Here is a 13,584-nt window from a genome sequence, read left to right as displayed (position 1 = left end):
GGACCGCCCTAGGGCAGGGCGTCGACCAGCTCGGCGACGCTCTTGCGGCGACCCGTGTAGAACGGCAGTTCCTCGCGGGTGTGCAGACGCGCCTTGGCACCGCGGAGGTGGCGCATCAGGTCCACGATGCGGTACAGCTCGTCGGCCTCGAACGCGAGCAGCCACTCGTAGTCGTTGAGGCCGAACGAGGACACCGTGTTGGCGCGCACGTCCGGGTAGGGGGCCGCCATGCGGCCGTGCTCGGCGAGCATCGCGCGGCGCTCGTCGTCCGGCAGCAGGTACCACTCGTAGGAGCGCACGAACGGGTACACGCAGATGTTGTCGCGCGGCTCCTCCCCCGCCAGGAAGGCGGGGACGTGCCCCCGGTTGAACTCGGCCGGGCGGTGCAGGCCCATGACCGACCACACCGGGGTGGCGACGCGGCCGACCTCGGTGCGGCGGAACGCCGCGTAGACGTCCTGGAGCCGCTCGGGGGTGTCCGCCACCCACCAGAACATGATGTCGGCGTCGGCCCGGAAGCCCTGCACGTCGTAGGCGCCCCGGGTGGTGACGCCGCCCTCGGCGGCCTTGTCCAGGAGCGTCCGCAGCTCGTCCGCGGCCGCGCCCCGGTCGACGCCGTCGAGGCGGTCGATCTTGAAGACCGACCACATGGTGTAGCGGATGAGCTTGTTGAGGTCGGTGCCGTCCTGGCCGACGGCTTCGTTCTGCTGGCCCGTCACGGGTTGACTCCTTGCTGGTTCGTTCCGGCGGCGTCTCGGCCGCCGCCGTGGCCGTTGGTCGAGAGGGCGCCGAGCAGGCGTTCGGCCTGCTGGTCGGCGTCCGCGATGCAGGCGGGGATGCCCACGCCGCCGTAGACCGCGCCGCACACCCCCAGTCCTCGGATCCGGTGCACGTCGGTGCGGACGCGCGTGACGAGGTCGGCGTGGCCGACGGCGTACTGGGGCAGGCCCCCGTTCCACCGGGTGACCCGGCTCTCCACGGGGCGGCCGGTCATACCGGTGACCCGGGCGAGGTCCTCGCGCGCGGCGGTCTCCAGCTCCTCGTCGGAGCGTTCCAGGACGGCGTCGTCGCCGAACCGGCCGATGGAGCAGCGCACGGCGACCAGGTCGTCGCCGGGGTTGGCCTCGGCCAGGGCCTCGGCCAGCCAGGGCCACTTGTTGCTGGAGAAGGTGGCCGCCTTGACGGTGAGTCCCTCCCCCGCCGGGACCAGGAACCCTGTGCCGGTCAGCGGCCGGGGGAAGGCTGCCGCGGGCAGGACGAGGGTCACGAGCGCCATGTCGGCGTACCGCACCGCGCCCAGGTCGCGCGCGGCGCCGGGCGCGTGCCCGGCGAGCAGGCGGGCGGCCTCCGGAGCGGGGCAGGCCAGGAGGACGCCGTCGCAGGTGATCCGCTCGCCGTCGTCCAGGTGCACCCTCCAGCCCTCGGGGAGGCGTTCGAGGGACGCGGTCCGGGTTCCCGTCCTCAGGTCGGCGGCGTGGCGCTCGGCGAGCGCGCCGACGAGCTCGGCGACGCCCCCGCGCAAGGACGCGAACACCGGCCCGGGCTTGGTGGGAGCCGCGCCTCGACCGCGGAGGCTGGTGTGCACCGCGCGCATCAGGGAGCGGTCGCGGCGGGCCATCGGCGCGATCTGCGGCAGGGTGGAGTCCAGGGAGAGGCGGTCGGCGCGGCCCGCGTACACGCCGCCCAGGAGGGGTTCGACGAGGCGGTCGACGACTTCGGGGCCCATCCGGGTGCCGACGTAGGCGGCGACGGACACGTCACCGCCCACGGGCGTGCGCGGGCGCACCAGGTCGAGTCCGGCGCGCAGGGTCCCGGTCCACGAGAGCACCCCGCTGCGCGCGAGGGCGCGCAGGTCCCCGGGCACGCCCATGAGCTGCCCCTTGGGCAGGGGCCTCACCCGTCCACGGCTGTAGACGGCGGCGGCGCCGGGGCCGGGGTGCACCACCCGGTCGTCCAGTCCCAGTTCGGAGAACAGGTCGAGGGCCTCGGGGCGGCGGGCGAGGACCGCCTCCGCGCCCGCGTCCATGGGCACGCCGGCCACCGGGGAGGCGCGCAGCTTCCCCCCGGGGCGGTCGGCGGACTCGACCACGGTGACGGTGGCGCCGAGACCACGGAGGCGGTGCGCGGCGGTGAGTCCGGAGACCCCGCCACCGACCACGACGACGTGCGGTGCTTCAGGCATGTCTCCAGCTTCCCAGATGGCGCGGGTCACAGTGCTCCGCCGTCCCTTCTGACCCACGGTGACATCGGTCCCCCTTCGGATGCGGGGGCGCGGGCGGCGTCGGACGGCGTCGGGCGGAAAGGCCGGAGCGGCCCGCCCCTCCGCCCCTGTTGCGGGGTCGTTACCAAAGGCCCGCAACGGGCACCGACCGGGAGGCGTCGAAGGGGCATGGCTACTTCAGCGGTCCCCCCGACGCGGCGTGTCGTCGGGGCAGCGTTCTCCGTGGGTCTGGCGGCCCTCCTCCTCACGGCCTGCGGGGCCGCCCAGTCCACCGGTGCCGGCAGTTTCTCGGGCGGGGCCGCCGAGGACGCTCCGGCCGTGTCCGAGGAACACGCCGGGAGCGCCGAGGGCGACGGGGCCGCGGAGCGGGAGGGCACCCCCTCCGCGGTCGGCGCCGACGTGGAGGTGGGCGAACGCGACCTCGTCCACACCGCCGACCTGACCGTACGGGTGGACGACGTACCGGAGGCCTCCGATCTGGCCAAGGAGCTCACGATCGAGGCGGGCGGATACATCGCCTCGGAGACTCTCTCCACCCCCTCCGGCGGCGCCCCTGAGGGCCACCTGACGCTGCGTGTGCCCAACGGCGGCTACGAGGGGGCGTTGGAGGCCCTGGCCGGGCTGGGTGAGCAGTCGCACCTGGAGCGCTCCGTGGAGGACGTCACCGAGGAGGTGGCGGACGTCGAGAGCCGCATCGAGTCGTCCGAGGCTTCCCTGGAGACGCTGCGCGGCTACCTGGAGGAGGCCCGGGACGTCGACGACCTGCTGCGGGTGGAGAGCGAGATCCAGACCCGGCAATCGGAGCTGGAGGCCTTCCAGGCACGCCTGGAGACGCTGACGAACCAGACCACGTACTCGACGGTGAACCTTCGGCTGACCCCGCCGCAGACCTATCTGGAGGAGCCCGCGGAGGAGGGCATCGGCTTCCTCGGCGGGTTGGAGCGCGGTTGGCGCGCACTGGCCTCCCTGGTCGGGGGCATCGCCGTGGCCGTGGGCTGGCTGCTGCCGTTCCTGGTCGTGGCCGCCGTACTGGGAGCCGGCCCGCTGTGGTGGTACCGCTCGCGCCGGCGCGGCGCGGCCCCCGGGCGCAAGGTCCGGACGGGGCGCGGACGCACCGCTGCCGCTCGGCGCCCGGCCGGCGGGGACGCGCCGCCCGTGGCCGGCGGGACCTCCGGGGACAAGGACAAGGCGGACGTCCCCGACGCGGCGGACGTCGACGGGAGGTCCGAGGGCTGACCAAGCGCGGCGGCGCCCGTTCCCCTGCGGGGCGGGCGCCGCCGATGCGTGTCGTGGTCCCCGGTGCTCGGAGCGGACCCCCGGAGGGCGCCTACCGGTCGGCGGTCTCCTCGTGCACGAACGCCGTGAGGCGCTGGAGCACGTCCGGGTCGGTGCTCGGCAGCACGCCGTGCCCCAGGTTGAAGACGTGGCCCTCGGCGGCGCGCCCTCGGGAGAGGATGTCGCGGGTGCGCTCGGCGACGACCTCCCACGGCGCGAACAGGGTCGCCGGGTCCAGGTTGCCCTGGAGCGCGGTACCGGGGCGGACGCGCTGGGCGGCCTTGTCGAGCGGCACCCGCCAGTCCACGCCCACGACGTCGGCCCCCGCCTCGCCGAGCAGACCGAGCAGCTCGCCGGTGCCCACGCCGAAGTGGATGCGCGGCACCTCGTACTCGCTGAGCTGGCCGAAGATCCACGAGGTGTACGGAAGCACGGAGGTGCGGTAGTCCTCGGCGCTGAGCGCGCCGACCCAGGAGTCGAAGAGCTGGACGGCACTGGCGCCCGCTTCGATCTGGGTGCGCAGGAAGCCCAGCGTGATGGTGGCCAGGCGGCGCATCAGCTCGTCCCACAGCTCGGGCTCGCCGTACATGAGCGCCTTGGTGTGCTCGTGGTTCTTCGACGGGCCGCCCTCGATGAGGTACGAGGCCAGGGTGAACGGGGCGCCCGCGAAGCCGATGAGCGGCTTGTCGCCCAGCTCGCCGAGGAGCTGGCCGACCGCCTCGGTCACGTAGGTCAGATCGTCGGGCTCGATCTCGCGGAGCCGCTTGATCCCGGCCGCCTCACGGATCGGGTCGGCGACCACGGGGCCGACCCCGGGCTTGATGTCGAGGTCGATACCGATGGCCTTGAGCGGGACGACGATGTCGCTGAAGAAGATCGCGGCGTCGACGTCGTACCGGCGCACCGGTTGCATCGTGATCTCGGTGATCATGTCTGGGCGCGCGCACGCCTCAAGCATCGGCACGTCGGCGCGCACCCGTCGGTACTCGGGCAGGGAGCGCCCGGCCTGGCGCATGAACCACACCGGTGTGTGGCTCACGGGAAGGCGTCGGCAGGCACGGAGGAAAGGAGATTCTTGCAGCGTCACCCCTCGATCGTGCCATGCCCGCCCCGGTGCTCTCACTCGGATCGCCCAAGCGGGGTGGACCGAGGGGGGTCCGGGGCGGACGAAGGTCCCGAACCGACGCTGTGGAAGGCGAACCGGTCCCAAGATCATCACAAAACACCGACACGCCGCTCCAACTCCGACTCCCGGCCGGTGACTCGTGCCACGGTCGGGTGCGTGCCCCTCCTCCTGCCCGTGGCGGGACGGCGGAGCACGTTCAGACGACACCCGCCGGTGTGTGTTCACCACAGAACGAAGGCTGACGTTTCCACCATGCCCGATGTCGGTAGCGCCGAGGACGCGCATGAGACGTTCCGGCGAGCGGTCGAGGCCCTGCACTCACCCCTCCACCGCCCCGAGATCACCGTCGGGGAGATTCCCGCCCCCCAGCGGTTGGCCCCCCACTCCGCAGCCGTGTCCGCCGAGGTGACGGTGGACGGCGAGGAGATCGCCTGGGGCCGTCTCATCGTGCTGTACGACCCCGAGAACACCCGCGACTGGCCCGGCCCCTTCCGTGTGGTCTGCCAGGTCAACTCCGAACTGGAGTCGGACATCGCGACCGATCCGCTGCTCGGACCGGTCGCGTGGAGCTGGCTCACCGACGCCCTGGAGGCCACCGAGGCCACGCACCACACGCTGAGCGGCACCGTCACCCGGGCCACCACCGAGGGTTTCGGCACCAAGGCGGACCAGGGGGCCACCACCGAGGTCGAGATGCGCGCCTCGTGGACCCCGGAGTCCGACGACCTCTCCGTGCACGCCAACGCGTGGACGGCCCTGCTCGCGTCCGCGGCGGGGCTGCCCCCGCTGGACGTCGCGGACATCGCCCGCCAGCGCCCGCGGCCCTGAGTCCGCAGGCGGAGGCCGCCGGGGCGGGAACGCGCCCCCCGGCGGCCCTTCTCCGTGCCCGCGCCGACCGGGTGCGGTGAGGGGACGGGGTCGGGCGCGCCGACGGTGCCGGGCGGGGTTTCGGGCCGTACGGAGACCACCCGATTTCCACGTCCGGTGGCGACAGCGCATACCGTAGTGGTGTGGCGAACGCGTTGAACTCCAAGACAGAACCCCGCGAACCAGGCGACGACGACGCTGAGAGGGCGCCCCTGCTGCGGGAGCCCCGTGAGGGCCTGCCCGAGGTCACCGCCGACGCCGAAGCCCTGGCAGGTGTGGTCGCGGCGCTCTCCGCGGGCACGGGACCCGTGGCGGTGGACGCCGAGCGCGCCTCCGGGTACCGGTACGGGCAGCGGGCGTACCTGGTCCAACTGCGGCGCAACGGGGCGGGGTCGGCACTGGTCGACCCCATCGCGTGCCCGGACCTGAGCGATCTCAACGCGGCGGTGGGAGAGACCGAGGTGGTGCTGCACGCCGCCCACCAGGACCTGCCGTGCCTGTCCGAGATCAACCTCCGCCCCAAGCAGCTGTTCGACACCGAGCTGGCGGGGCGGCTCCTGGGCTACCCGCGGGTCGGCCTGGGTTTCATGGTGGAGCGGATGCTCGACATCCGGCTCGCCAAGGAGCACTCGGCGGTGGACTGGTCGCAGCGTCCCCTCCCGAAGGACTGGCTGCGGTACGCGGCACTGGACGTGGAGATCCTCATCGAACTCCGCGACTCCCTGGAGGTCGAACTGGAGGAGACCGGCAAGATCGGTTGGGCCCGCGAGGAGTTCACCGCGGTCCTGTCGGCGCCGCCCAAGGAGCCGCGCACCGACCCCTGGCGTCGCACGTCGGGCATCCACAGGGTGCGCAACCAGCGTGCGCTGGCCGCCGTGCGCGAGCTCTGGTACGAACGCGACCGCATCGCCCAGGAGCGGGACATCTCGCCGGGGCGGGTGCTCCCGGACGCGGCGATCGTGGAGGCGGCGACGACCATGCCCCGCTCCACCACCGACCTGGCGAAGATCCGACAGTTCGGGATCAAGCTGGCGCGGCGCTACCTGACGACGTGGATCAAGGCGATCGACCGTGCCCGTGACATGGCGCAGACCGACCTGCCCCGGCCCAACGCGCCGGGTGACGGACCGCCGCCGGTGAACCGCTGGGCGGACCGGGCCCCGGAGGCGGCTCGGCGGCTGGAGGCCGTCCGCGCCACGGTCACGGGTATCGCCGAGGACATCGTGATGCCGACGGAGAACCTTCTGCTGCCGGACGCGGTGCGCCGGCTCGCGTGGGCGCCGCCGAAGGCCGTGGACCCCGACGCCGTGGGCGCTTTCCTGCGTGAGCGCGGGGCCCGCGAGTGGCAGGTGGGACTGACCGCGGAGCCCCTGGCCACAGCTTTGCGGCTTGCTGAGGAAAGCTGACGTTTACCCGCTTCTCACCTAATCAATCCAAGCGTGATGAAAGTCACTGTCCCTCAAGGGCGTTTGATGCCTGTTCCATAGCCCCCTGTCCGATTAAGTTATAGAAACGTGCCCTGGAATATCAGGGCTCCTCGACTTCTTACGGGTGTGACGACCGTCGGCCGCGAGGCCGCGGTGCGCGATCAGGGAAATGTGGTGAGTCTGCTGTCGTTCTGGCGTGCGTTGCTGCGCGAGACCGGGTTGACGGGTGCGACCAGGACACGGTCCGCTGATACCGCCGACGCCCTACCGACACGCGAGGAACAGCCTGTGGCGCGATCGGCCGAGGTCTCCCTGCCCAGCCCCACTCCGGTCTCCGTGGGAGGCATCGAGACGCTGTCCCTCGCGGATGAGCGGGTCGAGGCCGACGCGGACGGGGCTCCCGCCCCCACGTCGGGCATGCGGGCCGCCTCCCTGGAGCGGACCCTGCGCTCCCTCGTGGAGCGGCTGGGCACCGAGCACCCCGACACGATCACCGCACGCAACAACCTCGCGACCAAGTACGCGCAGATGGGGCGCCGCCAGGCGGCGGTCCAGCAGTTCGAGCTGGCGCTCTCCGAGGCCGTCGAGGTCTTCGGTGAGGAGCACCCGCGCACCGAGATCATCCGGGAGAACCTGGCCTGGGCCTACGAGGACGCGGGGCGCCCGGCCGATGCCTCCGGGCAGTGGGAGCTGCTGTTGCGCGAGCGGGAACGCCAGTTCGGCGCCGCGGACGAGGACACCGTGGAGGCGCGCATGCGCCTGGCCGTCTGCTACCGGCGCAGCGGCCGCCTGGACGCGGCCGTCGCGCACTACCAGCGGGCCATCGAGGACGTGGCCTCCACCGAGCGGCGCGAGGAGCTGCGGCTGGGGCTGAGCGCCGCGCACAGCATGGCCGGGCGCTACGACGAGGCGATCAACCAGCTGCGCATGGCCCTGGCCGCGCGGCGCCGCCGTCTGGGCAAGGGCCACCTGGACACCCTGGCGGTCCACCACCGCCTGGGCCGCGCCCACACGCAGGCGGGCCGCACCGACGAGGCGGTGGAGACCCTGCGCGAGGCCTACCGGGTGGCGCTGAACTCCTCCGGTGACCCGGAGGTGCGGCGTCTGACCCTGCGCCTGCGCCGCGACCTGGCGGGGGCCTACAACGCGGCCGGGCGCTACCGCGAGGCCAACACACTGCTCTGAGGGCGGCGTGGCACGGGGCCGGGGGTGCGTGACCCCCGGCCCCGACGCGTGTCCGCGGCCCTCCCCGCGGGCACCGGCCCTCAGGCCACCTCGGCGGTGCTCTGCGCCTCGGGGTTCCCACCGGTGAGCAGCTGTCCCGCGGCGAGGCCGCGGTAGAGCCCGTCGGCCGCGACCAGCTCCTCGTGGGTGCCCACGGCGCGCACCCGCCCGGTGTCCATGACCACGATCCGGTCGGCGCTGGTCACCGTGGACAGGCGGTGCGCCACCACGATGACGTTGGTGGTCCGCGCGGCCTCCAGCATGACCTCCTTGAGGGCGCTCTCGTTGGCCGCGTCCAGCTGTGACGTGGCCTCGTCCATCAGCAGCAGCCGGGGACGCCGGAGCAGGGCCCTGGCGATCGCCACCCGCTGGCGCTCGCCTCCGGAGATGGTCACGCCGCGGTGGCCGATGGCGCTGTCCAGCCCGTCGGGCAGGCGGGAGACGAGCTCGGTCAGGCGCGCGCGCCGCACGATCTCGGCGACGTCGTCCCCCGTGGCGTGCGGCGCGGCCATGAGCAGGTTCTCCCGCAGGGTGCCGTCCAGGACGGGGGCGTCCTGTTCGACGTAGCCGATGTGCGCGCGCAGCGCGTCCAGTGGCCAGTCGCGCACGTCGGTCCCGTCCAGCAGGACGGTCCCCGATGTGGCGTCGTAGAACCTCTCCACCAGGGAGAAGACGGTGGTCTTACCCGCGCCGGAGGGCCCGACCAGGGCGGTGAGCCCGGCTCCCGCGGCCTCGAAGTCCACTCCGTGGTGGATCAGGGGCAGGTCCGGGCCGTAGCGGAAGGTCACGTTCTCGAAGGAGACCGACGCGGGGCGGTCGGGCGCGACGGCCGGGGCCGAACCGGTGCTGGTGTCCTCCTGTTCCAGGTCGGAGACCTCGTCGATACGGCGGACAGCCGCCAGACCGGTCTGGAGCTCGGTCAGCGACTGGACCAGGGTGCTGATCGGCTCCATCAGGTAGAAGAGGAGCAGCAGGAAGGCGATGAGCGAGGAGACGGGCAGGTTCCCGGCCGCGACGAGCCCTCCGCCCACGGCGAGGACCGTCAGGAAGGCGACGTTGACCGCCAGCCAGGTCGCGGTCCCCGAGACGGCGGTCCACCCGGCGACCGCCACCCCCTTGCGCCAGGACTCGACGGCGGCGGTGTCCAGGCGGGCGATCTCGGCGTCCTCGGCGGAGGACGCCTTCACGGTGCGAAACGCTCCGAAGACACGTTCCAGGTGGGAGCCCATCTCCCCGAGCGCCACCTGGGCGGCCCTGGTCGCGGCGCCGATCCGCGGCAGGACCACGCCCATGAGCAGTCCGACCACGACGATCATCCCGGCGGCGACCAGGAACAGCGTCAGGTCGAGCACGGCCATGACCACGACGCCGCCCACCAGGAGCACGCTGCTGGTGAAGAGGTTGGTGATGCCGCTGGTGGCGACGGTGCGCAGCAGGGTGGTGTCGGCGGTCAGGCGGGCGACGAGGTCGCCGGGCTTGAGCCGGTCGACCTCGGCGACGCGCAGCCGGACCAGGCTGGCGACCAGGTTGCGCCGCACGCCGAGGACCACGCTCTGGCCGGTGCGCTCCAGGAGGAAGGCGCCGATCGCGCCGACCACCGCGCCGCCGACGATGACGCCGGTCAGGGCGAGGACCGGGCCGAGGATGGAACCGCCCGCGCCGAGCGCGTCGATGACGTACTTGGCCATGAGCGGCTGCGCCAGACTGGTCATGCCCCCGAGGAAGCCGAGCCCTCCGCCGAGGAGGAGCACGCGCCCGTGGGGCCGGGCGTGCTCCCACAGCCGGCGCACGGGCGCCTTGGGGGCGGCGCGGAGCATCGCCGTGTGCCCTGGGCCCCGCCCGTCACTACTTGCCACGTTCTACCCCCGATGTGTCGGTCTGTTGCGAATCCGCACCAAGCCAAGCGCGTCACGGGGACGGTGACAACCATCGATGGTCATGGAACGGCCCCGGTTCTCCGGCTTTGCGAAGTCGTCGGCCCCGCCGCTCGCACAATTTGTTACTGACGAGTAGCATGGGCGCAACAAGTCCACTCACCCCTGGAGAAGGAGGGCCCATCGTGCCGCGAACTGCCCGCGATGTCGTGTTTGTCGACGGGGTCCGCACCCCGTTCGGCAAGTCAGGCAAGGGCCTCTACGCCGAGACGCGCGCCGACGACATGGTCGTCCGCGTCATCCGCGAACTGATGCGCCGCAACCCCGGCCTGCCGCCGGAGCGCGTCGACGAGGTCGCCATCGCCGCCACCACCCAGATCGGCGACCAGGGCCTCACGCTCGGGCGCACCGCCGCGATCCTCGCCGGGCTGCCGCGCAGCGTCCCCGGCTACTCCGTCGACCGCATGTGCGCCGGAGCGCTCACCGCCGTCACGACCTCCGGCGCGGGCATCGCCTTCGGCGCCTACGACGTGGTGATCGCGGGCGGCGTGGAGCACATGGGCCGCCACCCCATGGGTGAGGGGGTCGACCCCAACCCGCGGATCGTCTCCGAGAAGCTGGTCGACCCGTCCGCGCTGGTCATGGGCAACACCGCCGAGAACCTGCACGACCGGTTCCCGAGCATCACCAAGGAGCGCGCCGACGCCTACGCCGTGCGCAGCCAGGAGAAGGTCGCCAAGGCCTACGCCGACGGCAAGATCCAGCCCGACCTGGTCGAGATGCTGGTCCGCTCCCTGGAGAAGGGCTACGGCCTGGCCACCCAGGACGAGCCGCCGCGCCCCGGCACGACCATGGAGTCGCTCGCCGGCCTCAAAACCCCGTTCCGCTCGCACGGCAACGTGACCCCCGGCAACGCCGCGGGCCTCAACGACGGTGCCACCGGCGCACTCCTGGCCGCCGAGGACGTTGCCGAGGAGCTCGGCCTCGACGCCAGGATGCGCCTGGTCGACTTCTCCTTCACGGGTGTCGAACCCGAGGTCATGGGTGTCGGCCCAGTCCCGGCCACCGAGAAGCTGTTCGCCCGCCAGGGCATCACGATCGACGACGTCGGCCTCATCGAGATCAACGAGGCCTTCGCCGTCCAGGTGCTCGCCTTCCTCGAACACTTCGGCCTCGCCGACGACGACGCCCGCGTCAACCCGTGGGGCGGCGCCATCGCCCTCGGCCACCCGCTCGCCTCGTCCGGTGTGCGCCTGATGATGCAGCTCGCGCGCCAGTTCGCCGAGCGTCCCGACGTCCGCTACGGCCTCACCACCATGTGCGTGGGCCTCGGCATGGGCGGGACCATCCTGTGGGAGAACACCAACTACGAGGGGGGCAAGTGAGCACCGCGATCGAGGAAGCACGGGAGCTGTTCAAGGACGAGGTCGTCACCAGCGCGATCGCCCGTGACATCGAGCTCCCCCACGGTGCGGGCACCGCGGTCCTGATCACCCTGGACAACGGGCACGACCACACCAAGCCCAACACCTTCGGCCCCGGCGGCCTGCTCAGCCTGGACGCCGCGATCGAGGCCGCCAGGGCGCGCACCGACATCGTGGCCGTGGCCGTCACCGGCAAGCCGTTCATCTTCGCCGTCGGCGCGGACCTGACCGGTGTCCCGGCGATCCGAACCCGCGAGCAGGCGCTGGCCATCGGCAAGCTCGGACACGACGTGTTCCGCAAGCTCGGCGAGCTGGACGTGCCGACCTTCGCCCTGGTCAACGGCGCTGCCATGGGCGGCGGCGTCGAGGTGGCGCTGCACTGCACGTACCGCACCATCTCCTCGGGCGTCCCGGCCCTGGCCCTGCCCGAGACCTTCCTCGGCCTGGTACCCGGCTGGGGCGGCACGTACCTGCTGCCCCACCTGATCGGCGCCGAGAAGGCCCTCAAGGTCATCATCGACAACCCGCTCGCCCAGAACAAGATGCTCAAGGGCACGCAGGCCTTCGAGATGGGCATCGCCGACGCGATCTTCGAGCCCGCCGACTTCGTCGAGGAGTCCCTGCGCTGGGTCGCGAAGGTCCTCAAGGGCGACGTCGTCGTCGAGCGCCCCGAGGTCGACAAGGGCGAGGCCTGGGACAACGCGGTCAACATGTCCCGCTTCACGGTCGAGGGCAAGCTGCACGGCGCCGCCCCGGCCCCGGCCCGCGCCGTCGAGCTGGTCGCCGAGGCCAGGAACCGCACACGTGACGAGGGCTTCGCCGCCGAGGACGAGGCGCTCGCCGACCTCATCATGAGCGACGAGCTCAAGGCCGGCCTCTACGCGTTCGACCTGGTGCAAAAGCGCGCCAAGCGTCCCGCCGGGGCACCGGACAAGTCGCTCGCCCGCAAGGTGACCAAGGTCGGTGTCGTCGGCGCCGGGCTGATGGCGGGGCAGCTGGCGCTGCTGTTCGCCCGCCGCCTGGACGTCCCCGTCGTCATGACCGACCTGGACCAGGCGCGGCTGGACAAGGGCGTCGCCTACGTCCACGGCGAGATCGACAAGCTCCTGAAGAAGGGGCGGGTCGGCAACGACAAGGCCAACCACCTCAAGGCCCTGGTCAGCGGTTCGCTGACCAAGGACGCGTTCGCGGACGCCGACTTCGTCATCGAGGCCGTGTTCGAGAACATGGAGGTCAAGCAGCAGGTGTTCGCCGAGGTGGAGGCCGTGGTCTCCCCCGAGGCGATCCTCGCGACCAACACCTCGTCGCTGTCGATCACCGAGATGGCCTCCAAGCTCCAGCACCCCGAGCGGGTCGTGGGCTTCCACTTCTTCAACCCGGTCGCCGTCCTGCCGCTGCTGGAGATCGTCCGCGGTGAGAAGACCGACGACTCCTCCCTGGCCACGGCGTTCGCCACGGCCAGGAAGCTGAAGAAGACCGCCGTCCTGTGCAAGGACGCCCCGGCGTTCGTGGTCAACCGCCTGCTGACCCTGTTCATGGGCGAGGTCCTGGCCGCCGTGGGCGAGGGCACCGAGCCCGAGGTCGCCGACCGTGCGGTCGCGCCCCTGGGCCTGCCGATGTCGCCGCTCCTGCTGCTCCAGCTGGTCGGCCCCGCGGTCGCCCTGCACGTGTCCGAGACCCTGCACGAGGCGTTCCCCGAGCGCTTCGCGGTCTCCGCCGAGCTGGCCGAGATCGTCAAGGCGGGCAAGACGGCCATCTTCGCTCCGGACTTCACCATCGACCCCGAGGTCAAGGAGCTGTTCTCCGGCGGCGGCGAGCCGTCCGAGGAGAGCGCGATCCTGGACCGGGCGCTGCGCGCGCTGGCCCAGGAGGTCCAGCTGATGCTGGACGAGGGTGTCGTGGCCGAGGCCGCCGACATCGACCTGTGCCTGCTCACCGGTGCGGGATGGCCGTTCCACACCGGCGGCATCACCCCGTACCTGGACAAGGTCGGCGTGTCCGAGGCCGTGAACGGCAAACGGTTCCACGAGGGCGCCCCGAAGGCGTTCTAGTGTCCTGAGTCTCAAATATCCATATAGTTGTGTGATGGTACGACCAGGACCCAAACTCGCGCCGCTGGACCTGACCGCTGACGACAAAGCAGAAC

10 protein-coding genes are annotated in these 13,584 nt (G+C 72.2%); 6 read left to right on the top strand and 4 right to left on the bottom strand.

From position 1 onward, the window contains the following. Positions 1 to 8: 8 nt before the first annotated feature. Complete coding sequence (gene hemQ, locus ACFWTE_RS13660) at positions 9 to 719, bottom strand: hydrogen peroxide-dependent heme synthase (protein ID WP_378779674.1); 711 nt, start codon at positions 717 to 719, stop codon at positions 9 to 11. After that, complete coding sequence (hemG, locus tag ACFWTE_RS13655; RefSeq protein WP_378779673.1) at positions 716 to 2,212, bottom strand: protoporphyrinogen oxidase; 1,497 nt, start codon at positions 2,210 to 2,212, stop codon at positions 716 to 718. The genes hemQ and hemG overlap by 4 nt, the downstream gene beginning before the upstream one ends. 177 nt (positions 2,213 to 2,389) lie before the next feature. On the opposite strand from hemG, the gene ACFWTE_RS13650 reads away from it, so the two are divergent. Then, a complete protein-coding gene (locus tag ACFWTE_RS13650) occupies positions 2,390 to 3,457 on the top strand; it encodes a DUF4349 domain-containing protein (protein WP_378779672.1) in 1,068 nt (355 codons plus the stop codon). 91 nt (positions 3,458 to 3,548) lie between these two features. On the opposite strand, the gene hemE is transcribed toward ACFWTE_RS13650, so the two are convergent. Next, on the bottom strand, positions 3,549 to 4,577 hold the full coding sequence (gene hemE, locus ACFWTE_RS13645; RefSeq protein ID WP_378779715.1) for a uroporphyrinogen decarboxylase: 1,029 nt from the start codon (positions 4,575 to 4,577) through the stop codon (positions 3,549 to 3,551). Positions 4,578 to 4,874: 297 nt separating this feature from the next. On the opposite strand from hemE, the gene ACFWTE_RS13640 reads away from it, so the two are divergent. The 3 genes from ACFWTE_RS13640 (at position 4,875) to ACFWTE_RS13630 (ending at position 8,101) form a co-directional block, all read left to right on the top strand. Then, positions 4,875 to 5,450, top strand: a complete 576-nt coding sequence (locus ACFWTE_RS13640; RefSeq protein ID WP_378779671.1) for a DUF3000 domain-containing protein — start codon at positions 4,875 to 4,877, stop codon at positions 5,448 to 5,450. 194 nt (positions 5,451 to 5,644) lie between these two features. Then, entirely contained in the window at positions 5,645 to 6,895 is a 1,251-nt protein-coding gene (locus ACFWTE_RS13635; protein WP_378779713.1) for an HRDC domain-containing protein, read from the top strand. A 204-nt stretch (positions 6,896 to 7,099) separates the two neighbouring features. Further along, positions 7,100 to 8,101 carry a tetratricopeptide repeat protein gene (locus ACFWTE_RS13630; protein WP_378779712.1) on the top strand — a complete coding sequence of 334 codons (1,002 nt, stop codon included), beginning with the start codon at positions 7,100 to 7,102 and terminating at the stop codon, positions 8,099 to 8,101. 80 nt (positions 8,102 to 8,181) lie between these two features. Here the strand turns inward: ACFWTE_RS13630 and ACFWTE_RS13625 are convergent, their stop codons facing one another. Then, positions 8,182 to 9,957: an ABC transporter ATP-binding protein gene (locus tag ACFWTE_RS13625; protein ID WP_378779711.1), complete on the bottom strand. Its 1,776-nt coding sequence runs from the start codon at positions 9,955 to 9,957 to the stop codon at positions 8,182 to 8,184. A 242-nt stretch (positions 9,958 to 10,199) separates the two neighbouring features. On the opposite strand from ACFWTE_RS13625, the gene ACFWTE_RS13620 reads away from it, so the two are divergent. Next, positions 10,200 to 11,399 carry a thiolase family protein gene (locus tag ACFWTE_RS13620; RefSeq protein ID WP_378779670.1) on the top strand — a complete coding sequence of 400 codons (1,200 nt, stop codon included), beginning with the start codon at positions 10,200 to 10,202 and terminating at the stop codon, positions 11,397 to 11,399. Beyond that, positions 11,396 to 13,489 (top strand): 3-hydroxyacyl-CoA dehydrogenase NAD-binding domain-containing protein, encoded by a 2,094-nt coding sequence (locus ACFWTE_RS13615; protein ID WP_378779669.1) that lies wholly within the window; start codon positions 11,396 to 11,398, stop codon positions 13,487 to 13,489. The genes ACFWTE_RS13620 and ACFWTE_RS13615 overlap by 4 nt, the downstream gene beginning before the upstream one ends. Positions 13,490 to 13,584 lie beyond the last annotated feature (95 nt).

This window comes from Nocardiopsis sp. NPDC058631, from assembly GCF_042716955.1.
Classification (GTDB): Bacteria; Actinomycetota; Actinomycetes; order Streptosporangiales; family Streptosporangiaceae; genus Nocardiopsis.
Note: the sequence above shows the minus strand (reverse complement) of the source record. Positions and strands in the feature narration are given on the sequence as shown.